Genomic DNA, 21,657 nt, shown 5'->3' with positions numbered 1-21,657 from the left:
CGCTTTGATGTCGAACAGGTTGTTTCCATTGCTGCCGCCGATGGCGCCCCGGGCTTTACTGGCGCCGTAGTAGAGGATTCGCTGGATATTCATTTCGTCCCATCCTTCCAATGTGTTGATGTCAGGCGATACCTCGGCGTACTGCCACCGGGTGCACGTAATCCTCCGTGTTCAGAAACCGAGATAGCGCGAGTACCCGGCTACTCGAATCTTGGTTTTGCGGTTTCGTGGTGCTATATGTTGCGACGTCGCGGCTTCCGGTCGCTGCAGGCCCTTTTGGCCTCGGGTTACCGACGTCAGGCATCTTCGTCGGTGTTCATGACTCGGCGGTTTCGTGTTGGAGGATCACGCACGTGACGACCACATTTCGGGCTACGACACACCTGATCTACCGACCGGACATCGTCCCGTACACCACTTCGCTGGACGTAACTCGGATTGCGCGTCTGCCGCAATCCGTCATGGATCCGAAGCACAGGTCAGCACCTGACGATCAATGCTGGCGACATGTATCTGTCAGCCAAGGCCGCATACCGCGCTGGGCTGATCGGGGACAACGATTCGGTCCAGGTGATCCTCACCGTAATTCGCGAGTTTCCAGCCCGCGCCGAGACCGTGACCCAACTCGATCAGAATCCGGGCTGACAGTCGAGGACCCTTAGCCCCTGTTGGCGATTGCTGCCGGAATCGGCCGATCGAATCATACTGCCGCACAAGCCATCAGTGGCATGACCGGCAACAGCACTCACTCGGTTCGAGTATATGAATACTGGCTGGTCGAGTAAAATGCAGTCCTCCAACTTGGCGCGATGAAAATGGCTACTGATGTGCAAATATAGGTGGCACTGGCGGGATACCGAATAGCAAGCCGCCGAGGACATTCGGTGATGGACGCACCCGGGCTGCTCGCGCCGCGCTAGCGGATACCGTCGAACTCAGCGCCCACTCCCGCGACGAATCCGCGGGATCAGGACAGAAATGGGCGCTGAGTCCATGGACCCTAACGAGCGTTCGCGCGCGAGAGGTTCCACCCCTGCCACGTATCTTCGTCGAGATCGAAGCGGATCGTCGAGAGCACTTGGCTGCGCTGCGGTTCGGGAAGCCGCTCGACGGCGGGGACGATATCGGGTGAGAGCCTGCCGAGGTAGAGCGTGTCGAGGTTCTTGCCGTGCTCCCAGCGGTCGACATTCCGTTCCGCGACAAGGCCTTCCGGGTTGAGCACGGCCAGTGCGAACAGTGTGGACATGGCGGTGCCGATGGCGGCGCGCGGCAGCCAGGTGCCGTCCAAGCGAAGGACAGCGGCGATCATCAACAGGTACACCAGCCCCAGCCAGAGTTCGCATACCTCGACCAGCAGACGCATGACAGTGAAGCCATAGGCCTGCTGGTAGGTCCACATGCGGCCGAGGGCGGAGGCCACGATGATCAGCGTCAGCGCGCTGATCGCGCACAGCAGGATCCGCAGCCAGGCTCGGTCGGCGGCAGATTCCCGTGCGGCCCAACGCAATACGACGGCGATCACGGCGAGGGTGAGGATGGTGACGATCGAAAGCTGCCAGAATCCGCTGCGCGCGTATTCGGCGTAGGTCAGATTCGCGGTGCGCTGCACGTAGTCGTCACCGCCGAACAGCGCGACGAACTGGGCGGCGACGAAAATCGCGAACAGAATGGTCAACGCGCCCACCGGCAGTGCCCACTCCAACCGTCGCAGGCCTCGGCCCGACGGTGCACCCGTCGCCGCGGCTCGCGGACCCGCAAGCAGATACATGGCCCCGACGCTGCCCAGACCCAGTGCCGCGAACAGCACGATCCACCGCACAACCGATGGCGCGTCGATCTCCGGCGTCACCGCGTCGAGCAGTTTCGCGAATGTCGCATCGGCGCCGCCCAGCAGCGGCACGAAAACCGCCAACAACGCCAGCGTCACCGCAACCGACATCCCGGCTCGCCACGATCGGCGCGCCGGACCGTCACCGATCCGCCCGAACGCCGAGTACACCCACGGAATGCCCGCGATCGACTCGATCGGCACCGCGATCACGTCGTACCACGCGCCATACACCGAACGCCGCCCGACAACGGCCAACGACCCGGCCACCCCAGCCCCGACGACACACAGCGCGAACAGCCACCCGGCCGCCCGCACCGCCCCGACTGCCAGCAGCGCCAACGCCAGGGCCGTCCACCACACTCGTCCCCAATGCACAGCGCGGACACCGAATCCTGATCCAGCTGGATCAGCGTCCGCACCACCGTCTTCCACAGTCGTCCGACCGCCGGTACCGACCGGATCCGAGCTCCCCGGTCCGCGCTCGGTCGCTTTCGAGATGGGCGATTCCGGCGAATTCGGTATCGATGCTGCATCGGCCTCCACCGAACCGCCGCTGTTCATGTCAGAGCGATCGGACTGCGCGCCTGCGTCTTCGAGTAATGTCCGCCCACCGGGTATCTCGGGGTTGCGCCTCGTCTCCTCGGACGCGGCCGAATGCTGTGCCGAGTCCGCCGCTTCTGCCGTACGACGAGCGCGGCGGTCCACTGTGAATACCGCGGCCGCTGCCACCGAACCGGCGAGCACCCAGCCGATTCCGGGGCGGTCCAACGGGATGAACACCGCGCCCGCGAGACCCGCGATGCCCGCTGCGGGCAATACGCCTGGCGGGCGGGCGACGCGCCGCCATCTCGGCACTTGTACAGGCCTGGGTCGCGGCACGGGCAACGCGGAGCCCGGCGGCGGAACCGGCGGCATCATGGGCGGCGGCGCACTCGATGGCGGGCTCATCGGCACACTCGACGGGCTCGACCACACACTCGGCGCGGTCGGCGGCGTTGCTGATGGCGTGTAGGCAATACTCGACGGCACTCCCCGATCCGCCGTCGACATGCCAGTAGGTTCGCCCGATTCCGTCCGCACCACAGCCGCGCTCGTCGAATCCGATGCGTCCGACGCCCGTTCAGCGGGCGACGCAGCCGACGCCACGACAGCCTCCGCAACCGGATCCTCGGTCGAGGTCGGCGCAGCACCCACGGATTCGGACGTGGACAGGTTGTCGGGCTCGAACGGTGTCCCCGTTTCGGCCGGAGAGTCGGCCGCGTTCGGTGCTTCGGCTGCCGATTCGGCTCGTACCGTCGGCTCCGATATCGCTGCGGATGGCGTCGGTGATTCGGGTTGCGATGGATCGACTTGGTCTGGCATGAATATCCCCTCCTACGGGTGTGCGAGATCGTCCCGGAACCCTCCGAGGTCCGGGTTGCGGAATGTTGAGCGTCAAGGGGCCGGAAGTACCACGCGGATGCGGGAGCCCGGATCGGCGACGGCTATGGTGCCGCCGTGTAGGTCGACTATCCAACGCGAGATGGCGAGGCCGAGGCCGGTGCCGCCGCCATCGGTGCGCCCGCCGCGGGTGAAGCGGTCGAAGATGGTGGCGCGCTCGGCGATCGGGATGCCGGGGCCTTGGTCTTGAACGTCGATGACGAGACCGCCCCGGTCGGCGCGGGCCTCGATGCGAACTTCCCCGCCCGCGGGTCCGTGGCGGGCGGCGTTGTCGAGCAGGTTGAGCAGCACCTGATGCAAACGTGCGCGGTCTGCGAAAACGCTTGCACTGCTTGGTTGCACATCGGTGCGGAAACGCACGCCGCGCCCGAGCGCCGCGGCGGCCACCTCGGCCTCGGCGATGACCTCGGCCAATAGCGGTGTGACGCTGAGTTCTTCGCGGTCGAGGGCGCGCGCGCCGGATTCGATGGTGGACAGGTCGAGCAGTTCGGAGACGAGACGGCCGAGCCGTTCGGTTTGGGCGAGTGCGGTGCGCAGGGTTTTGTCGTCGGGTTCGGATACGCCGTCGACCATGTTCTCCAGCACCGCATTCAGCGCGGTGATCGGGGTGCGCAGTTCGTGGGAGACGTTGGCGATCAGGTCGCGGCGCTGTTGGTCGGCGGCGGCCAAGTCGGCGGCCATCTGATTGAACGCCACCGCCAGTTGGCCGACCTCGTCGCGGGAGCTGGCCCGCACTCGTCGGGTGTAGTCGCCCTGCGCCATCCGCTTGGCCGCCGCGGTCATCTCGCGCAGCGGTCGGGTGGTGCCGTGCGCGAGGATCTGCGAGGTGATCAGCGCGATCACCGTCGCCGCGATTGTCGTCTTCGGCGGCAGCCAGCCGATCCGCAGCCGGAAGAAGCCGAATGCCACCCCGGCCGACCCGAGCATCAGAATCGCGAACTTCAGCTTGATCGATTTCACCGGATCCAACGGTCGCGGCACCACGTCCGCTACCGCGTCCGATATGCCGCGCAGCTTCCGTGAAACAGATGCGCGCCAGGGCACCCCCGCGCGCACGACATCCTCGGTGGCGTGATCGTTCATCGCGCGTCCAACGCGTAGCCGACACCGTGCACCGTGCGGATCACGTCCGCGCCGAGCTTGCGACGCAATGCCTTGATATGGCTGTCGACCGCCCGGGTGCCCGCGGCGTCGGCCCAGTCCCACACCTCCTCGAGCAATCGTTCCCGGGCCAGCACCACGCGGGGACGTCGTGCGAGGCGAGCCAGCAGGTCGAATTCGAGCGGAGTGAGTTGCGCTTCGATATCGGCGCGCCACACACGACGCTGGTCCACATCGATGCGCAGATCGCCGACGATGATGGTGGCGCCGTCACGCTCGGCGACGCGATCCACCCGGCGCAGCAGGGCGTGCACGCGAGCGGTGAGGACACGAAGCGAGAACGGCTTGGTCAAGTAGTCGTCCGCGCCGACACCGAGGCCGATGAGCTGATCGGTTTCCTCGGTACGCGCGGTGAGCATGAGAACCGGGATCGGGCGCGCGGCCTGGATGCGGCGGCACACCTCGAGACCGTCGAAACCGGGCAGCATCACATCCAGCACGACCAGATCGGGCACCACCGCCTCGGCCGTCGCGACCGCTCCCGGCCCGTCATGCGCCAGATCGACGGTGAAACCCTCGGCTCGCAGACGTACCGCCACCGATTCCGCGATGGTCACCTCGTCGTCGACGACCAGAATCCGTCGCGCCGCCTGCCCATTGCCCGCCGCGTGCTGTTCCATGAACCGAAACCCTAGCCACCCGCTGTGGAGAGAACCCGCGTCAATTGTGGAGATTCCGTGTGCACCGCAGGCGCGCTCGAGCAGGTCGGCGGAGTCGGCTACATCAAAATGTTTCCCACCTGCAACGAAGCGAATACCGAGAAGCTGCGACCACGGCGGACAGTTAGCGACATGGTTGCCATGGGCCGGATCGGGATACGTCTGCTGATGGCCGCGGTCATCGCGGTCATCGCGCCCTCGGCGACCCCCCGTGACGCGACGGCCGCACAGATGGCGACACTGGGCGGCGGCTCGGGCATCCTGATCGAGGGCCGAGCGGTATGCACCATCACGACGGTCGGCTATGACAGCGCCGGCCGGATGGTCGGACTCACCGCCGGACACTGCGCCGACCTCGGTATGTCCGTCCAGGCCGAGACACAGCAGGCGGGCACCATCGGTACCGTCGCCGCGGTCGGGCACAGCAACGACTACGCCGTCATCGAATTCGACCGCACCAAGGTCACGCCGGTTCGCCAGGTGGCGCAGACCTTCATCGGCGGCATCGGCGCACCGCCGCGACCGGGCGATATCGTCTGCAAGAACGGCCGGACCTCCGGCTTCGACTGTGGCGTGGTGTGGGATACGCACGAGTGGTGGTTCCGGAGCCAACTCTGCTCCAGGCCGGGCGATTCGGGCGGGCCGGTCACCCTGGGCGACCGCCTGGTCGGGATGAATATCGGGCACATCGGGATCGTGGTGGCCGGCGTGACCGTCTTCGACGTCGCCTGCGGCGCCGTGCCGGCGGTGCACGATCCGGCCGTCGCGATCGACATCGGCGTAATCCTGGATGAGATGAATCAGTCGGACGCCGTCGGTACCGGGTTCCGGCCACTCTGAGTTCACGGGCCCAATTCCGGGCTATCCGTTCGTGCACTCGATGCCGAATGCGCCGACTTGTCGAGCGTCACCCTCATCGACTTCGAACCCGTAGCCGCCACTACAGATCCATGCGTTGACCCGCGGACCGGCTACACCTGATCGCCCTCGGCCACACGCTGGCCCCTGCCGACGCGGTCCCCGCTGTTCCAGGCTCCGCGCGACCCACTCGCTCGAAGGCGTTATCCGCTCAGCTGGGCGAGCAGGAAGTCGCGGGCGACGCTGGACGCTCGTTCGAACTGCTCCTCGTAGACGGCGAAGTGTGGACCCGGGATCAGCGCCAGTTGTTTGGGTTCCAGGGCCTCGGCGTAGCTCTGCAGGGCGATATCGCTGGGCGTGAGAGTGTCTTGATCGGCGACCACCATCAGCAGTGGCGTCGGAGAGACGCGCCGCAGGAAGGCTTCGGGGGCGTAGGACTGGAACTTGTCGACGCTGGAGAGGGTGACCTCGTTGCGCCAGGTGGGGATCTGCGGGCCGTTGGCCATCAACCAGTTGTAGACCTCGATACCGGGCATGGCGACGAGTTCGGTCGGATCGTCGGAGGCCGCCTTGATCATCTGATGCGGTTTGCCCGAGGCGCGAGCTTGCCGGTCGGCGGCGATGGCCGCATGGACCGCGGGCAGCATGATGGAGGGGACCAGACTGCGGAAGTTGGCCCAGCCGTTGGTGAGTGGCACCTGCGACACCACCGCGCGCACCCGTCGATCGGTCGCCGCGACCACCAACACGTGGCCGCCCGCGAAACTGGTTCCCCAGATGCCGATCCGTTCCGGATCGATGCCCTCCAGGGTTTGCGCGAACGTGATCGCATCGCGATAGCCCTCGATCTGGGCGACGGGGTCGACCTCGTAACGCGGTTCGCCATCGGAGGTCCCGAATCCAGGGTGGTCGTACACCAGACAAGCCAGGCCCGCTTTGCTGAACACTTGGGCGAACGGGGCAACCCATTCCTTGACGCCCGCGAAGCCGTGTGTCATCACCACCAGCGGGACGGGGCCCGACGCCGCTTCCGGCCTGAAGAGCCAGCCCCGCAATGTCACTGCGCCGCTGGTGAATTCGATATCGACCCGCATCCGATGCCCTCCGTTACTTCCGTCCTGTAACGAAGGTACGACGCGGATGACGCGCTGTCGAAGGCCGTGCGCGCGCGCAGATCAGGTCCACAGCACCGCGATGAATACGTTGACGATCGCCAAACCACCGGACGCGTGCGTCAGCCACGGCATCGGCTTCCCCTTCTTGGCATCCGCACGACCGATCTCGGCGAACGCGGCAACCAGCACGGAGATGACCAGCTTGGTACCGATCTTCGCCATATTCGGATCCTTGCCGAGCGAATCGATCGAATCCGCCATCCCCACCAGGATCAGACCGGTGACGAGCTGTGCCCGCGCACCCCACACCATAAGCTCGGATACGCCCGGCTGTCCGGCGACATACCCGCCGACAACCGCAGCCATACCCAGCAGATGGGCGACGACGACGATGTTGTACACGACCTCCACGTCGCACACTCCCTCAGTCACGGTGACCGTTTCGACCCATGAGTCTTCCAGCACCGTCGCTCGCCGACAGGAGAATCCGAGGCAACGGCGATCTGGCAGAAACCGTGCACGCGGCTGGCTACCATGACGAGGATGCTCAGCAGCGCACACATCGAAGCCCGCATACCCACCCAGGACTTGGCCCGAGCCCGCCGCTGGTACGCCGAAAAACTCGGCCTCGAACCGGTCGAGGAACGCGAGGGCGGCTTGCGCTATGAAGGCGCCACGGGTGTCTTCTGCCTGTTCGCCTCTGCCGGTGCGTCCGACGGCTCGTTCACCCAGATGGGTTTCTACGTCGATGACATCGAGGCAACCGTCGCGGGCCTGCGTGCCCGTGGCGTGGTGTTCGAGGAATACGACGGCGCCGTGAACGGGATCATGGACATCGAGGGCAACTATCCGAGCAAGGGACGTGCCGAGCGAGGCGCGTGGTTCCGTGACAGCGAGGGCAATCTGCTCGGCATCGGTCAGGTCATCCCGTAGCGCACCGACTCTGACAGTATCAGATACTGTAGCTGTAACAGTAGGTCGCGGACCGTAAGCGGCTGGAGAAGGCGCGGGTACCACAGTGAGCGATGACGACCCAACCGACGGCACGGTACACAGCCACCGCGACGGCGCCCTGCTGCGCCTGACCCTGGACCGCCCTGCCCGGCGTAATGCACTCAGCTCCACCATGATCGATGATCTGGTCGGCGTGCTCACCGCCGCCGCCACCGACGACACCCTGCGCGTCATCCACATCCAGGGCGCGGGCGACGACTTCTGCTCCGGCGTGGACTGGGTCGCCACCAACAGCAATGGCAACCGCGCCCGGACCGGTGACCTCGTCCGCCGCATACCGCATACCGCGCACCGCGTCATCGAACTCGTCCACACCATTCAGCTGCCCGTGGTCTGCACTGTCCGCGGCTGGGCGGCGGGTATGGGATGCAACCTCGCGCTCGCGGCCGACTTCACCATCGCCGCCGCCGATGCCGTGTTCTGGGAGCCCTTCCTGGCCCGTGGATTCAGCCCGGACACCGGATCCACCTGGCTTTTGCCCCGCCTCGTCGGCCTCACCCGAGCCAAACGATTACTGCTGCTCGGCGAGAAGGTCGGGGCCGCCGACGCGGCCGACTGGGGCCTGATCCATCAGGCCACTGATCCCGCCGAACTCCAACAGCACACCGACGCGTTACTCACCCGCCTGAACGCGGCGGCGACCATCGCCTTCGGACTCACCAAACAGGCCATCCATCACAACCAGCACACCAGCCTGCCCGAAGCACTCGACCACGAACTCTTCGCGCTCGAACTCGCCTGCCGCACCAAGGATTTCAAGGAGGGCCTGACCGCCTTCCAACAGCGTCGCCCGCCGGATTTCCAGGGTCGATAGCAAGGTCTCCACCTCGCCGATGTGACAACGACTCCGCTGCTCGCCGAGGCGATGGCCAAGGGCCGGAAAATCGGGCGCACCCGATGAGCGGAACTTCGAATACGGGTCTGAAACGCATTCTCGATGACGCGAGTCGGCTGATCGAGGCACCGCGAGAAACGAACGCGCCGGGCCGTCGGTGAGCTGACTCGCTACGGCACGTCGGGTTCCTTGACATGGAAGTGTTCGTCCCGCAACCGGAATGCCTCCTTGGTCCCGTGCTCGGCGCGCGTCTTGACGAAGTTGAACTCGCCGGGGGCGAATTGCAGATTGGTGCCGAATGCGTGGAAGAGATAGCTGGCCACTTCTTCGCCTTGATATGCCTGACTCTGTTCGACGAGCCGGAACGCCTCTTTGGCGATGACGACGCCGTCGGCGGGCATCTTCGCGGCCTTCTCGGCCCAATACCGCGCCCGCGCGGTGACCGCGTCCGGCTCGCACGTTTCGGTGAAGACACCGAGATGTTCGATACCGCCCGCCTCGATGATGTCGCCGGTCAACAGCAACCGACGCGCGAGCACCGGACCGAGCCGGTGGAAGAACATATGCAGGCTGCCGAGCGCGGGACCGAGGAAGCGGGTCGCGGGCATACCGACTTTCGTATCCCGCGCGATCACCGAAATATCGGTCATCAGCGCCATTTCGAAACCGCCACCCAGTGCGTAGCCACTGATTTCGCCGACAGTGACCTTCGGAAAGCCGAGGAAATTGTGGTAGAAGTCGAACGATTTGCGGTCTACCGTCAGCCGCCGCCGTTGGCTGGGCCGACTCTTGGTGGGCCGCTTGCCGTTTCCGGCCCCCTCGCCGTACCAGCCATAGGCATTGTTCATATCGGCGCCGGTGCTGAACACACCGCCCGCCCCCCGCAGCAGCACGACGGTGATGTCGTCGTCCTCGGCGATCTGGTCCAGATACCGAGCCAGACCGTCACGCATGGCCGCATCGTAGGAGTTGCGCCGACTCGGATTGTTCAGCGTGACGGTGGCGACCCTGTTGTCCGGGTCCACGTCGTAGAGCACGCGGCCGTCGGCGGCGCTCGAACTGGTCATCTGCGTGTCTCTTCCTTCTCTTTCGGGGATCGCTTTCCGTATCGCGCGCCGGTCAGCCGCTCGGGTGGCAACGCGACCGTCTGGACGACCGCCGTGCACAGCACCTCGTCTTCCAGAATCAGCCGCGCCGCCGATTCGATGCCGGTCTCCCCCACCGACCGGACGATCTCGAATCGCAGCTCGACCAGAATCGGCGTCGGACGACGATAGGTGACATGCAACGAGCGAGTCTTGCCGGTCAGGCCGACCGCACAGCTCTGGTGCTGGACGACGGCATCGAAGAAGACCGCGAGGAACCCGCCGTGCACGAGCCCGGGCGGCCCCTCGTGCACCAGCGGAAAGGTCACCCGGCCAACGGCCGCCCCGATGTCGAGATGGTCGAATCGGTATTCCGGGAAACACGGATTGTATGCGCCGATATCCGAGGCATGGTCCAGATAGACGCGCTGCGAAGCACTTTGGGTGGCGCCGACCCGCGGCGCCGGATCCGGCGGGATCGCCAGGACCAGTTCGCGCTCCCATTCGCCGAATTGCCCGAGCATGGCGTCGACGGTCGGATGGGGATGTTCCAACGACAGCAGTAACCCGCTGAGCCTGCGGATGGCGGCGGCCGCGGCCATGGTCTGCGGCAGCGGTTGCTCGCCGAAACGAATCGCCGATCCGGTCGCGGCCGTAGCGCCGTCCGGGGGTGTTTGCCCATGCTCGGCCATCGGACCTCTTTTCGTCGTCGATGCGTATCCGCTACCTTTGCAGAAGGCTAACGGTACTGTCTACTGTATATACATCAGTAGCGTGCGTCAGCAGCCGTGCCGAGGAAGGAATACCATGCCGTTCGACACCATCGGATACGACGTCGACGGGCATACGGCCACCGTCACACTGAACCGGCCGGACGCCCTCAACGCGCTCAGCCCGCATATGATCACCGAGTTGCGGGCCGCATACGACGAGGCGGAGCACGACGACAAGGTCTGGTCGATCATCGTCACCGGCGTCGGGCGGGCCTTCTGCACCGGCGCGGACGTGAAGGCGATCCCCGGCGACGGCAAGGTGATCGACGAGCGGCCGTATCTGTCCACCTATGAGCAATGGGAAGCACCGCAGGAGGGCACACCGCCGTTTCGCGCCATGACCAAACCGATCCTGGCCGCGATCAATGGATTGTGCTGCGGCGCGGGGCTCGACTGGGTCACCACCGGGGATATCGTCATCGCCTCGGAGCGCGCGAGCTTCTTCGATCCGCACGTCAGCATCGGTCTCGTCGCGGGCCGCGAGGTGGTGCGCCTGGCCAGGGTGCTGCCGCGTTCGGTCGCGCTGCGCATGGCGCTGACGGGTAAGCACGAACGGATGAGCGCGCAACGCGCCTACGACTTGGGGATGATCACCGAGGTGGTCGAGCACGAGCGACTCCTCGAGCGCGCACACGAAATCGCCGACATCGTCAATTCCAATGCGCCGCTTGCGGTTCGGGGCACCCGCCTGGCCATCGTCAAGGGCCTGGACGTGCCGCTGCACGAAGCGGAGATGCTGGCCGAATCGTTCCGCGAGCGCGTCACCCGCACCGAGGACGCGCTCGAGGGACCCAAGGCTTTCATCGAGAAGCGGACCCCGGATTGGCAGTGCCGATGAGTTTCGAAACCATTCTGCTCGAAGTGGATCCGGTCGACCGGGTCGCCACCATCACCTTGAACCGGCCCGACCGCCTCAACGCCTTCGATCGCACCATGTGCGAGGAAATCGAACGTGCCTGGCATATCGTCAAATTGGACGATGCGGTCCATGCCGTCGTGGTGCGCGCGGCCGGCGATCGGGCATTCAGTGCCGGTTTGGATATCAAGAAGCCCTACGGGCAGCCCGCCAGCGTGTGGCATCACGAGGATCCCGGTGAGGCACTCAGCCCGAAGTGGCAGAAGATGTGGAAGCCGGTGGTCTGCGCCGTGCACGGTCTCTGCACCGCGGGCGCGTTCTATTTCGTCAACGAGGCCGACATCGTGATCTGTTCGACCGAGGCCACCTTCTTCGACTCGCACGTCTCGGCGGGGCTGGTCTCCGCATTGGAACCCGTCGGGCTCATGCGACGCGTCGGTCTCGGCGATACCTTGCGGATGGCGCTGATGGGCAATGACGAACGCGTCGGCGCGGACACCGCGTTGCGCATCGGGTTGGTGACCGAAGTGGTCGAGCGCGATCGACTCTGGGCCCGCGCGCACGAGATCGCGGCCACCGTCGCCGCCAAACCGCCCGCGGCCACGCAGGGCACGGTCAAGGCGATCTGGGAATCACTCGACAAGCCCTATCGAGCCGCGCTGGACCACGGCCTCATCTACACCCGCCTGGGCAATCCTATCGGTACCGCCCAACTCGCCGATGATTCTGCGCCACACCGTGTTTCGACCGAGCCGAGGATCCGGTGATGAACGACTACCCCGGCGCGGACCATCCACTGATCCGACGCATCGCCGATGTGCTCGACCTGCGACCGGACGCGCCCGCGATCGAATACGACGATCGGTGGTTCTCGTGGCGACTGCTCGGCGATATGGCACGCCGGATCCGCTCACACACCACCGAGCCCGGGACCGAGCCGCGAAAGGTCGGCATCCTGCTGCGCAATCGGCCCGAGCATGTCGCCGCGTTTCTCGGCGTCCTGCTCGGTGGCGGCAGTGTCGTGGTGATCAATCCGGGACGCGGTGACGACCGGATCCGAGCCGATATCGCCGCACTACGGCTACCGCTGGTCATCGGTCGCGCCAGCGATCTCGCGGCGCTGGTCACGCCCGAATCGGGCACGGCGACGGTGTCGATATCGGAATTGGATGTGGAGCCGCACTCGACCGGGCAGCCGCACGATTTCGGTGCGGCCGAGCCGGGGGTGGCGGTGCACATGCTGACCAGCGGGACGACCGGGCCCCCGAAGCGCGTCGATATCACCTACGACATGCTCGCGCGCAGTGTACTGGGCCCCGACCCGAGTCGTGCGACGCCGCCCAGCGAACCACGCCGTGGTGTCGCGATCGTCAATGCGCCGCTGGTCCACATCGGCGGCATATTCCGAATACTGCAGTGCGTCACCGAGGCCCGGCCGTTCGTGCTGTTGCCGCGGTTCGAACTCGGCAGCTGGGCCGAGGCGGTGCGTGCGCATCGCCCGGCCGCAGTATCGCTGGTGCCCGCCGCATTGCGCACGGTGTTGCATTCGGATCTGGGCAAGGACGATCTGGCGGGCATCCGCGTCGTCACCTCCGGCACGGCACCGCTATCGGCCGCCGATGCCGACGCCTTCTACGAGAAGTTCGGGATCCCGGTATTGACGTCTTATGCCGCAACGGAATTCGGTGGCGGCGTCGCGGGCTGGACGCTCGCCGATCACCGGCAATACTGGAATGCCAAGCGCGGCAGTGTTGGTCGCGCGAGCGGCGGCGCTCAGCTGCGGGTCGTCGACGAGGACGGTACGGTCCTCGGGGCCGACCAGCCCGGTCTGCTCGAGGTTGTCCCCGGCCAGCTGGGACCGTCGGCGGACTGGATCCGCACCACCGATATCGCTCGCCTCGATGCCGACGGATTTCTGTGGATCCTGGGGCGGGCCGATCAGGCGATCATCCGGGGCGGGTTCAAGATCATGCCCGACGATGTGCGCAGCGCCCTGGAAAGCCATCCCGCTGTGCGGGGGGCGGCGGTGGTGGCCCGGCCCGACCAGCGTCTCGGGGAGACACCGGTGGCCATGGTGGAACTGCGCGACGGCGCGACCGCCGAAACCGACCAGCTGGTCGTGTTCCTCCGAACTCGTTTGGCGGCCTATGAGATTCCCACTCGGATCGTCATCGTCGACGCCATTCCGCGAACACCGTCCGGAAAGGCGGATCTGAGCGCGGTGCGACGGCACTTCACCGAACCCGCGGCTGCCGCGCGAGGCGACAATGGCCGCTGAGTCCCCCACCGTGGCGCGGCTGCTGCACCGGCATGCCCGAACCCGCCCCGATCATCCGCTGTTGATCTGCGACGACGAACGCCTCAGCTATGGCGAAGCGCAGCGCCGCTCGGCCCGGCTCGCCCGCGGATTGATCGGGCTCGGGGCCGGTAAAGGTACACATATCGGGTTGCTGTATCCCAACAGCGCCGACTTCGTCGTCGGCGCGCTGGCGGCCGCGCGGATCGGCGCCGTGATCGTCCCGTTCTCGACCTTCGCCACCGCCAGGGAAATGCGCGAGCAGTTGGTCGACGGTGATATCCGAATTCTGCTGGCCGCCGACAGCTTTCGCGCCCACGATTACGTCCGACAGCTGACCGAGGAGCTCACCAGCTCGAAATTCGGCTCCGGGGGCAGGTTGTTCTGCAGTATGGTCCCGCAGCTGCGCCACGTCGCGATCAGCTACCGCACGGACCTGTACCGCGTCCGCAGCATCGAGGGTCTCGCCCACCTCGCCGAGTCCGTCGACCAAGCGCTGCTGACCGCGATGGAAAACGATGTCGACGGCTCGGACCCGCTGGCCATCATCTACACCTCCGGATCCACCAGCGCGCCCAAGGGAGTCGTGCACACGCACGCCGCACTGCTCGACCACCAGCAGAACTTGAACGAGATCCGCGGCCTCACCGAGGCGGACATCCTGTTCTGCAACTCCCCGTTCTTCTGGATCGGCGGATTCGCCTTCGGGCTGCTGGCGACCCTGGTCGCCGGATCGACGCTGGTGTGCTCGAACGCCACCGACGCCGGTGCGACCCTCGATCTGCTCGAAGCCGAAAAGCCCACGATGACAAACGGTTTCGCGGCGGCCACCGCCCACCTCGCCCGGCATCCCAGCTACACCGACCGCGATCTGTCCAGCATGCGCCGAGGCAACCTGTACCCGATCATGGCCGAAGAAGTGCGCCCGCGCGATCCCGAGCTGCGCCACAATATGCTCGGCATGACCGAGGCGGGTGGTGTCGTGCTGCTCAGCGGTGACGAATCCGATCAGCCGGAGCAGCGTCGCGGATCATTCGGCAAGCCCGCTCCCGGATTCGACATCAGGGTCGTCGACCCGGACACCCGTGCCGACGTCGAGACCGGTGAGATCGGCGAGCTGTGTATCCGTGGGCCCTATGTCATGCAGGGCTACTACAAGCGCAGCCGGGAGGAGAGTTTCGACGCCGACGGCTGGTTCCACACCGGTGACCTGGTGCGCGTCGACGCCGACGGCTTCGTCTACTTCATCGGCAGACACGCTTCGATGATCAAGACCGCGGGCGCGAACGTCTCCCCCGGCGAGGTGGAGAAGGCCATCACCAAGATCACCGCAGCCACCGCGCATGTGTTCGGCATTCCCGATCCGGATCGAGGTCAGACGGTCGCGGCGGTGATCGTGACACCGAACGGCGGCGCCATCGACGACGTGCGGGAAAAACTGCGATCGGAACTGTCGGCGTACAAGATTCCCCAACGGTTCGTATTCGCGCGCGCCGCGGACATACCGATGCTCTCCAGCGGCAAGGTCGATGTCCGACGACTCCGAAAGATGTTCGATGCCTGAGGATGTCGCGGCGAGCGCACGCACCGTAGATACCTTGATACGACTGCGCGCCGACCAGAATGGAGCCGACGCGGCGGTCATCGATACGGCCACGCGGCTGACCTACGCCGAACTGGACGCGACGACACGCGAGCTGGCCGCGGCATTCGTCGAGGCTGGTGTCGCCAAAGGCGCCCGGGTTGGGCTGATCATGCCCAATAGCGTCCGCTGGGTGCAGTTCGCGGTCGCGCTCACGCGTATCGGTGCGGTGCTGGTCCCACTCAGCACCTTGCTGAAGACGCCGGAACTGGTTGTGCAATTACGCGTCGCCGCAGTGGAATTCGTGATCACGGTCGAGGAGTTCCGTGGGCACCGCTACATCGCAGGCCTGCGATCCGAGCTGGGCCTACCCGACGACGCTCCGATCCAAAACCCGGCGCTACCCGCGCTACGGCGGGTATGGACGGTCGATCAGGCGATTGGGCTGCCTGTCACCGCGACGGCCACCGAAGTCGCCGTCGCTCTGGCGCGCACCGTCACCGCCGCCGATCCGCTCACGATCATGTTCACCTCCGGTAGCCGGAGTCTGCCCAAGGGCGTAATCCACTCGCACGGCAATGCATTCGGGGCCGTGCGCTCCGGACTCGCCAGTCGATGCATCCACCGCGGCACCAGGCTCTACCTGCCGATGCCCTTCTTCTGGGTGGGTGGCTTCGGTGGTGGCATTCTGTCCGCGGTGCTGGCGGGAGCCACCTTGATAACCGAGGCGATTCCGCGACCGGAAACCACCTTGCGACTGCTCGAACGCGAGCGGGTCACCCTCTTTCGCGGTTGGCCCGATCAGGCCGAAGCACTTGCGCGCCAAGCGGATACGATCGGCGCCGACCTCTCGGCGCTGCGGCCGGGCAGCCTCGAGGCACTTTTGCCGCCCGAGCAGCGCTCGCGACGCGGTGCACGCGCCAACCTGTTCGGCATGACCGAATCCTTCGGCCCCTACTGCGGGTACCGCGCCGACACCGATATGCCCGGCACCGCGGCGGGCAGCTGCGGGCGACCGTTCGCCGGTATGCAGGTGCGCATCGTCGATCCGGCGGACGGCCGCCCGGCACCCGCGGGCATAGTCGGTGAGATCCAACTCCGCGGACCGCATACGCTGCGCGGCATATGCCGACGCGGTCGCGAAGACCTGCTGACCGTCGACGGGTTCTACCCCACCGGAGATCTCGGCCATCTCGACGAAGACGGATTCCTGTTCTATCACGGCCGCTCCGACGATATGTTCAAGGTCAGCGGCGCCACCGTCTATCCCAGCGAAGTGGAGCAAGCCCTGCGCGGTATCGGCGGTGTCGAGAACGCCTTCGTCACCAATGTCGTTCAGGGACAAGGCGATCAGGTGGCCGCGGCCGTGGTGGGCGATATCGCCGTCGATCAACTCCGCATCGACGCCCGGCAACGCCTCAGCGCCTTCAAGGTGCCGACGATCTGGTTGCTGCTGGAATCCGATGAGGGCATCCCGCGCGGATCGACGGGCAAGGTCGATATCACGGCACTGCGCGACCTGCTGTCGCGCCTCGGCAGCAACTGAAATACCGCGCGTTCGACGACAAGGTGAGCGAAGACATGACAGCGATGCAAGCGATCAGTGGGCTCCTCGACCACATCGGATTCCGCCGGAACGGCGGCACGGACGCCTCGCCCATTTGGGAACTACCGGTCGCTCCACACGTGGTCAACACCTCGGGCGCACTACAGGGCCGGCTCATCGCGACACTGGCCGATATCGCCGCGGGCACGGCAGCATTGGCGACGCGGCCGAACAGCGGCGGCGTGGTCACCTCGGATCTGAGTGTGCGCTATTTCCGTCCCATCACAGACGGTGCAGCGCGCGCCGTGACCAAAATCGTGCACGCGGGTAAGCGGTCCATCGTCGTTCAGGTCGAAGTGCGGGGCGTCCCGGGTGATGAGTTGGCCGCACTCGCGACCGTCAACTTCGCCACGGTAAATTTCAACACCGGTACGTCAGAGCTGTAGCCGAGCGCGGCCGCATTCACCGGCCGGAACCGTAGCCGAGCGCGGCCGGACTCATCGGCCAGAGCCGTAGCCGAGCACGGTCAAGTCCGCCGCGATGCGAGCCAGTGCCGCGGGCGAACTCGCCCGCGCAGTCATTCGCGGCCGTACATGGCCGCCACCTCGTCCAGCTTCGCTTTCAATGCCGCATTGCGCGGCAATTGTTCGACGACCTCGATAGCGACGGGCACATGGTGGCTCGGGAGAGCTTGCCGGACCAGTTCTTTCAGGTCGGACTCAATCGGGACAGGCGCGCCGCGTCGCACCTCCACCGCGGCGAAGGGCACCTGACCGAGCCGCGCATCGGGCACACCGACCACGCAGGCGTCGCGGACCGCGGGATGCCCGAGCAGCACCTTGCGTACGGTCTCGGGCAGGATCTTGAATCCACCGCGATTGATCGCGCCGTCACCCCGGCCGTGCACCGTGACGAAACCGTCGGCATCCACCGAAGCGAGATCGGTCGTGCGCACCCAATCCGGGCCCAGCACAGCCACTTCGGCTTCCAGAAAGCCCTGCGCTCCGACTGCCGCTTCGGATCCGGTCACCGTGTCGATCACGCGGACCCGCACACCCGGCAGCGGCCTGCCGACACTGCCCTGCTTGGTGGCACCGAATCGCTGATGCAACTCGGGTGTCCACGCGCAGACCGAGCCCGCGAATTCGGTCGCGCCGTATGCCCATAGCAGCGGAATACCGTAGCGCTGCTCGAATTCCGCGCGCAGTTCCGGTTCCAGCGGCCCGGAACCACCGGGCAGATATTCCAGCGAGGCCAGGTCTTCGCGTGGGACATCGGCCTGCAGAATCAATCGCAGAATGGTCGGCTGCACGCCAGCGCGCCTGATCCGGTAGGTCTTGACCGCGCGAACCCACTCTTCGACGCTGAACTTCTCCAGCAGCACCATGCGCTTGCCGAGAAACGGACCGGCAAGCAACTGGCAGATGCCGACACTGCCGAATGGCCAGTACACCAGTTCCGGCGGATCGTCGCGTGCGGCGGTTTCACCGCCGGTCATGGTCCGGACCGTATGTTCGAGTGCGGACAGCGGGATCGGCACCCGTTTGGGCGGTCCCGTCGTTCCGCTGGTCAAGATATGCAAGCCGGGTACCTCTGCCACCGGATCCGCACTGCGAGTGCGCAGTAGCACCGTCTCGATCCGCGGCGGATCCAATGAAAGCGAAACTCCGGCACTACCGACTCGTTCGCACGCCGCGAGCACCAGTGCGGTCCAATCCTGGTGGTCGGCGATCACGGCGCTCGGCCGCAATTGCTCGATATCGCGGGCCATGGACTCGGCGGACTGATAGGAATTGATCATCGCGATCGGGCGCGACTCGGCGATGCATCCGAGCACCGCCGCCGCATGCGGTACGCGGTTGCGAACAATGATGGCGACCCGCTCGGATGTCGAGACATCGGCCAGCGCGAGTTCGATGGCACGGATGTGGTCGACGATCTCCTCGCCCGTATACCATCGCTGCTCGAACTCGATGCACGGGCAGTCGCCGTACTCCGCGAGTCGAGCCGCTAATTGGTTCGCGAATTCGGCAGTGCCGCCCGTGTTTTCGTCGTGCGTCTGTTTCGTCATCAGGAAACCGTCGTGGCCTGCGGCCGGTAGAAGATCGTAAGTTGCCCGATGCCGGATGCCGCTCCGAGACCGGCCGCGATCGCGAAACCCACCCAGCCATCGGGTTGATCGGCATCGAAGAGCAGCCGATCGATGCTGATCCGCCCGGGGCCGACCGTCGCTACGGCGATCGCCGCCACCGCGAGCACCATGTTGTACTCCCAGCCATTGCCCACGATGAAGAATCCATTGGACCGATGGACGGTCCACGCCGCCACCAACATGAGCGCGACGAATCCGGCCGCGGCGACCGGGGTGAGCACGCCGAGCGCGAGTGCGATACCGAAGCCGACCTCGCAGCCCGCCGCCAGGCGCGCGTGCAGCGCCCCGGGTTTCATCCCGATGCCGTCGAACCAGGCGGCCGTTCCGGCGAGGCGTCCGCCGGAAAAGATCTTGCCGTATCCGTGTGCGGCCATGGTCAGGCCGAGGCATGCTCGCAGTAGCAACAGACTGACGTCATAAGCATTCATCACAGCACCAATACATCGAGAACGGAGGTCTGGTACCGGTTCGCAGGGCTCGATCCGAGCGTTACCGTATTCCATACCGCTGGTATTACAGTAATGTTTATATACACTTGCCGGGCGGTCAACCAGGAGGCCATGTCATGACAAGTTCATCCACCGGCGGCAGTGCGGTCGCACCGGAGGATTTCCGCGAAATCCTGGCTCACACCAGGAAGTTCGTCCGAACCGTCGTCGTCGAGCGGGAGCGCGAGATCGCCGAAGAGAACCGGATGCCCGACAACATCGTCGAACAGGCCAAAACCATGGGGCTGTTCGGCTACGCCATCCCCCAGGAATGGGGCGGACTCGGCCTCGATCTCGCACAGGACGTCGAATTGGCAATGGAATTCGGCTACACCACACTCGCCTTGCGGTCGATGTTCGGCACCAATAACGGGATCGCGGGCCAGGTACTGGTCGGATTCGGCACCGAGGACCAGAAGTCACGGTGGCTCGAGCGCATCGCCTCCGGCGAGGTAGTGGCCTCGTTCGCACTCACCGAATCCGGGGCGGGTTCTAATCCGGCATCGTTGCAAAGTACAGCGGTCCGCTCCGGTGTGGATTGGATCATCAACGGCGAGAAGCGATTCATCACCAACGCTCCCGTGGCGGATCTGTTCGTCGCCTTCGCACGCACCCGCCCGGCCGACGAAAACGGCGCCGGAATCGCGGTATTCCTCGTACCCGCCGACTCCCCCGGCGTCGAGGTCGGACCCAAGGACCGCAAGATGGGACAGGAGGGCGCGTGGACCGCGGAGGTGCGATTCCAGGATGTGCGCGTGGGTCCTGAGGCGCTGGTCGGCGGCAGCGAGGATATCGGCTACCGCGCGGCGATGACCTCACTGGCCCGCGGCCGGATCCATATCGCCGCACTCGCGGTCGGTGCCGCACAACGCGCCCTTGACGAATCAGTGGCCTACGCCGCGACCGCCACTCAGGGTGGCACTGCGATCGGTCAGTTCCAGTTAGTGCAGGCCATGATCGCTGACATGCAGACCGGGGTCATGGCGGGCCGGGCGCTGGTCCGCGATGCGGCGCGCAGTTGGGTGGCAGGCGAGGACCGGCGCATCGCGCCATCGGTCGCAAAACTGTACTGCACCGAAATGGCAGGCAAGGTAGCCGATTTGGCGGTACAGGTACACGGCGGCACCGGCTACATGCGTGATGTGGCCGTCGAACGCATCTACCGCGATGTCCGGCTGCTGCGACTCTACGAGGGCACCAGTGAGATTCAGCGGCTGATCATCGGCGGCGCACTCGTCAAGAACGCCCAGCGCGGTCGGTAACGGAATCCAGCGTCGACAGCACGGCAGGAGCGGAAATCCCACTCAGGGCCAGGACTTCGTCCAGGCTGCTTTCCGTGAGCACCCGCGTCGTCAACGCCTTCAGCTGCTCCAACTTGGCACCACGGATCGCCTGCTCCACCGAGGCAGGCAGCCGACCGAACTTCAACGTCAACTGCTCGATCAACGCCTCCGCCCGCCCGCGCGCTTTACTGCGCGCGTAGCCTTTTGCAAAACCTTCTGCGCGCAACTTGTCGGCGGTAGTCACGATGACCTCCTTGGTTTCGGGACCGAGTTGTTCGGTTCCGCGCTGGCGTCCTCGACCCGCGCCCCCGCTCGAGCCAGGACATCATCAAGACTGCTCGCAGTGAGCACCCGCGCGGCCCACACCTTCAACTGCTCCAACCCACCATCACGGATCACCTGCTCCACCGACGCGGGTGTCGGTATAAACCCTCTATTCCTCACGCCGAAAACGTTTCCCACCATCGCACTGAGGAGATTGGCGTGAACTGGCATCGAGCGGGTCGGTGACCCGTTCCGTCCGCTGCCGCCGACTCGGATCGGCAGGCACGTGGTGGGCATCCTCGGCGTGCTAGAACTTCTCCCCCATCCCGTGAACCGCGCCACCAGCGTTGCGCAGGGACAGTGAGGGCACTGCGGCGGACCCGGAGCCCGTGTCGAGTCGATGATCGGGCTCCGGGTCC

Annotated in this window: 22 protein-coding genes; 12 read left to right on the top strand and 10 right to left on the bottom strand. The window is 65.7% G+C overall.

Translation table 11 applies throughout. From position 1 onward, the window contains the following. Positions 1-507 precede the first annotated feature (507 nt). Positions 508-645: a hypothetical protein gene (locus tag NP3_RS48245; protein WP_157124565.1), complete on the top strand. Its 138-nt coding sequence runs from the start codon at positions 508-510 to the stop codon at positions 643-645. A gap of 355 nt (positions 646-1,000) precedes the next feature. Here NP3_RS48245 and NP3_RS26800 read toward each other — a convergent pair whose 3' ends face one another. Beyond that, positions 1,001-2,206, bottom strand: a complete 1,206-nt coding sequence (locus tag NP3_RS26800; protein ID WP_245721120.1) for a DUF4153 domain-containing protein — start codon at positions 2,204-2,206, stop codon at positions 1,001-1,003. A gap of 331 nt (positions 2,207-2,537) precedes the next feature. Between NP3_RS26800 and NP3_RS49285 the strand changes: the two genes are divergently transcribed. Then, positions 2,538-2,843: a hypothetical protein gene (locus NP3_RS49285; protein ID WP_084509017.1), complete on the top strand. Its 306-nt coding sequence runs from the start codon at positions 2,538-2,540 to the stop codon at positions 2,841-2,843. A gap of 422 nt (positions 2,844-3,265) precedes the next feature. Here the strand turns inward: NP3_RS49285 and NP3_RS26795 are convergent, their stop codons facing one another. Both NP3_RS26795 and NP3_RS26790 read right to left on the bottom strand, forming a co-directional pair. Next, on the bottom strand, positions 3,266-4,198 hold the full coding sequence (locus NP3_RS26795) for a HAMP domain-containing sensor histidine kinase (RefSeq protein ID WP_373864788.1): 933 nt from the start codon (positions 4,196-4,198) through the stop codon (positions 3,266-3,268). A gap of 152 nt (positions 4,199-4,350) precedes the next feature. Continuing rightward, positions 4,351-5,052 carry a response regulator gene (locus NP3_RS26790; RefSeq protein WP_157124564.1) on the bottom strand — a complete coding sequence of 234 codons (702 nt, stop codon included), beginning with the start codon at positions 5,050-5,052 and terminating at the stop codon, positions 4,351-4,353. A gap of 57 nt (positions 5,053-5,109) precedes the next feature. On the opposite strand from NP3_RS26790, the gene NP3_RS26785 reads away from it, so the two are divergent. Next, positions 5,110-5,931 carry a S1 family peptidase gene (locus NP3_RS26785; RefSeq protein WP_063044375.1) on the top strand — a complete coding sequence of 274 codons (822 nt, stop codon included), beginning with the start codon at positions 5,110-5,112 and terminating at the stop codon, positions 5,929-5,931. Between the two features lie 221 nt (positions 5,932-6,152). Here the strand turns inward: NP3_RS26785 and NP3_RS26780 are convergent, their stop codons facing one another. Next, entirely contained in the window at positions 6,153-7,043 is an 891-nt protein-coding gene (locus NP3_RS26780; protein WP_063044374.1) for an alpha/beta hydrolase, read from the bottom strand. A gap of 81 nt (positions 7,044-7,124) precedes the next feature. Continuing rightward, on the bottom strand, positions 7,125-7,475 hold the full coding sequence (locus NP3_RS26775; RefSeq protein WP_063044379.1) for a hypothetical protein: 351 nt from the start codon (positions 7,473-7,475) through the stop codon (positions 7,125-7,127). A gap of 132 nt (positions 7,476-7,607) precedes the next feature. Between NP3_RS26775 and NP3_RS26770 the strand changes: the two genes are divergently transcribed. Then, positions 7,608-7,997: a VOC family protein gene (locus NP3_RS26770; RefSeq protein WP_063044373.1), complete on the top strand. Its 390-nt coding sequence runs from the start codon at positions 7,608-7,610 to the stop codon at positions 7,995-7,997. A gap of 85 nt (positions 7,998-8,082) precedes the next feature. Further along, positions 8,083-8,892: an enoyl-CoA hydratase/isomerase family protein gene (locus tag NP3_RS26765; protein ID WP_063044372.1), complete on the top strand. Its 810-nt coding sequence runs from the start codon at positions 8,083-8,085 to the stop codon at positions 8,890-8,892. Positions 8,893-9,083: 191 nt separating this feature from the next. Here NP3_RS26765 and NP3_RS26760 read toward each other — a convergent pair whose 3' ends face one another. Together NP3_RS26760 and NP3_RS26755 are read right to left on the bottom strand one after the other, a co-directional pair. Further along, positions 9,084-9,980 carry an enoyl-CoA hydratase/isomerase family protein gene (locus NP3_RS26760; RefSeq protein ID WP_063044371.1) on the bottom strand — a complete coding sequence of 299 codons (897 nt, stop codon included), beginning with the start codon at positions 9,978-9,980 and terminating at the stop codon, positions 9,084-9,086. Then, the gene (locus NP3_RS26755; protein ID WP_063044370.1) at positions 9,977-10,690 is read right to left on the bottom strand and encodes a PaaI family thioesterase; all 714 of its coding nucleotides are present in this window, start codon (positions 10,688-10,690) and stop codon (positions 9,977-9,979) included. The genes NP3_RS26760 and NP3_RS26755 overlap by 4 nt, the downstream gene beginning before the upstream one ends. 115 nt (positions 10,691-10,805) lie before the next feature. On the opposite strand from NP3_RS26755, the gene NP3_RS26750 reads away from it, so the two are divergent. The 6 genes from NP3_RS26750 to NP3_RS26725 are packed head-to-tail and all read left to right on the top strand — an operon-like array spanning position 10,806 to position 17,497. Then, complete coding sequence (locus tag NP3_RS26750) at positions 10,806-11,609, top strand: enoyl-CoA hydratase/isomerase family protein (protein WP_063044369.1); 804 nt, start codon at positions 10,806-10,808, stop codon at positions 11,607-11,609. Then, complete coding sequence (locus tag NP3_RS26745; protein WP_063044368.1) at positions 11,606-12,394, top strand: enoyl-CoA hydratase/isomerase family protein; 789 nt, start codon at positions 11,606-11,608, stop codon at positions 12,392-12,394. The genes NP3_RS26750 and NP3_RS26745 overlap by 4 nt, the downstream gene beginning before the upstream one ends. Beyond that, a complete protein-coding gene (locus NP3_RS26740; RefSeq protein ID WP_063044367.1) occupies positions 12,394-13,905 on the top strand; it encodes a class I adenylate-forming enzyme family protein in 1,512 nt (503 codons plus the stop codon). Before NP3_RS26745 ends, NP3_RS26740 begins: the two co-directional genes overlap by 1 nt. Continuing rightward, the gene (locus NP3_RS26735) at positions 13,895-15,487 is read left to right on the top strand and encodes a class I adenylate-forming enzyme family protein (protein WP_063044366.1); all 1,593 of its coding nucleotides are present in this window, start codon (positions 13,895-13,897) and stop codon (positions 15,485-15,487) included. The genes NP3_RS26740 and NP3_RS26735 overlap by 11 nt, the downstream gene beginning before the upstream one ends. Further along, positions 15,480-17,051 (top strand): class I adenylate-forming enzyme family protein, encoded by a 1,572-nt coding sequence (locus tag NP3_RS26730; RefSeq protein ID WP_063044365.1) that lies wholly within the window; start codon positions 15,480-15,482, stop codon positions 17,049-17,051. Before NP3_RS26735 ends, NP3_RS26730 begins: the two co-directional genes overlap by 8 nt. A 35-nt stretch (positions 17,052-17,086) precedes the next feature. Next, a complete protein-coding gene (locus NP3_RS26725) occupies positions 17,087-17,497 on the top strand; it encodes a PaaI family thioesterase (RefSeq protein ID WP_063044364.1) in 411 nt (136 codons plus the stop codon). A 131-nt stretch (positions 17,498-17,628) separates the two neighbouring features. Here the strand turns inward: NP3_RS26725 and NP3_RS26720 are convergent, their stop codons facing one another. Then, positions 17,629-19,122: a class I adenylate-forming enzyme family protein gene (locus tag NP3_RS26720; RefSeq protein ID WP_063044363.1), complete on the bottom strand. Its 1,494-nt coding sequence runs from the start codon at positions 19,120-19,122 to the stop codon at positions 17,629-17,631. Then, positions 19,122-19,631: a DoxX family protein gene (locus tag NP3_RS26715; protein WP_063044362.1), complete on the bottom strand. Its 510-nt coding sequence runs from the start codon at positions 19,629-19,631 to the stop codon at positions 19,122-19,124. Before NP3_RS26715 ends, NP3_RS26720 begins: the two co-directional genes overlap by 1 nt. A gap of 137 nt (positions 19,632-19,768) precedes the next feature. On the opposite strand from NP3_RS26715, the gene NP3_RS26710 reads away from it, so the two are divergent. Further along, positions 19,769-20,953 (top strand): acyl-CoA dehydrogenase family protein, encoded by a 1,185-nt coding sequence (locus NP3_RS26710; RefSeq protein WP_063044361.1) that lies wholly within the window; start codon positions 19,769-19,771, stop codon positions 20,951-20,953. Here the strand turns inward: NP3_RS26710 and NP3_RS26705 are convergent. Then, entirely contained in the window at positions 20,928-21,218 is a 291-nt protein-coding gene (locus NP3_RS26705; RefSeq protein WP_063044360.1) for a DUF4351 domain-containing protein, read from the bottom strand. The two genes, NP3_RS26710 and NP3_RS26705, sit on opposite strands and share 26 nt — an antisense overlap. Positions 21,219-21,657: the final 439 nt, after the last annotated feature.

The organism is Nocardia pseudovaccinii NBRC 100343 (assembly GCF_001613225.1).
Taxonomy (GTDB): Bacteria; Actinomycetota; Actinomycetes; order Mycobacteriales; family Mycobacteriaceae; genus Nocardia; species Nocardia pseudovaccinii.
This window is presented reverse-complemented; position numbering and strand designations above follow the sequence as displayed.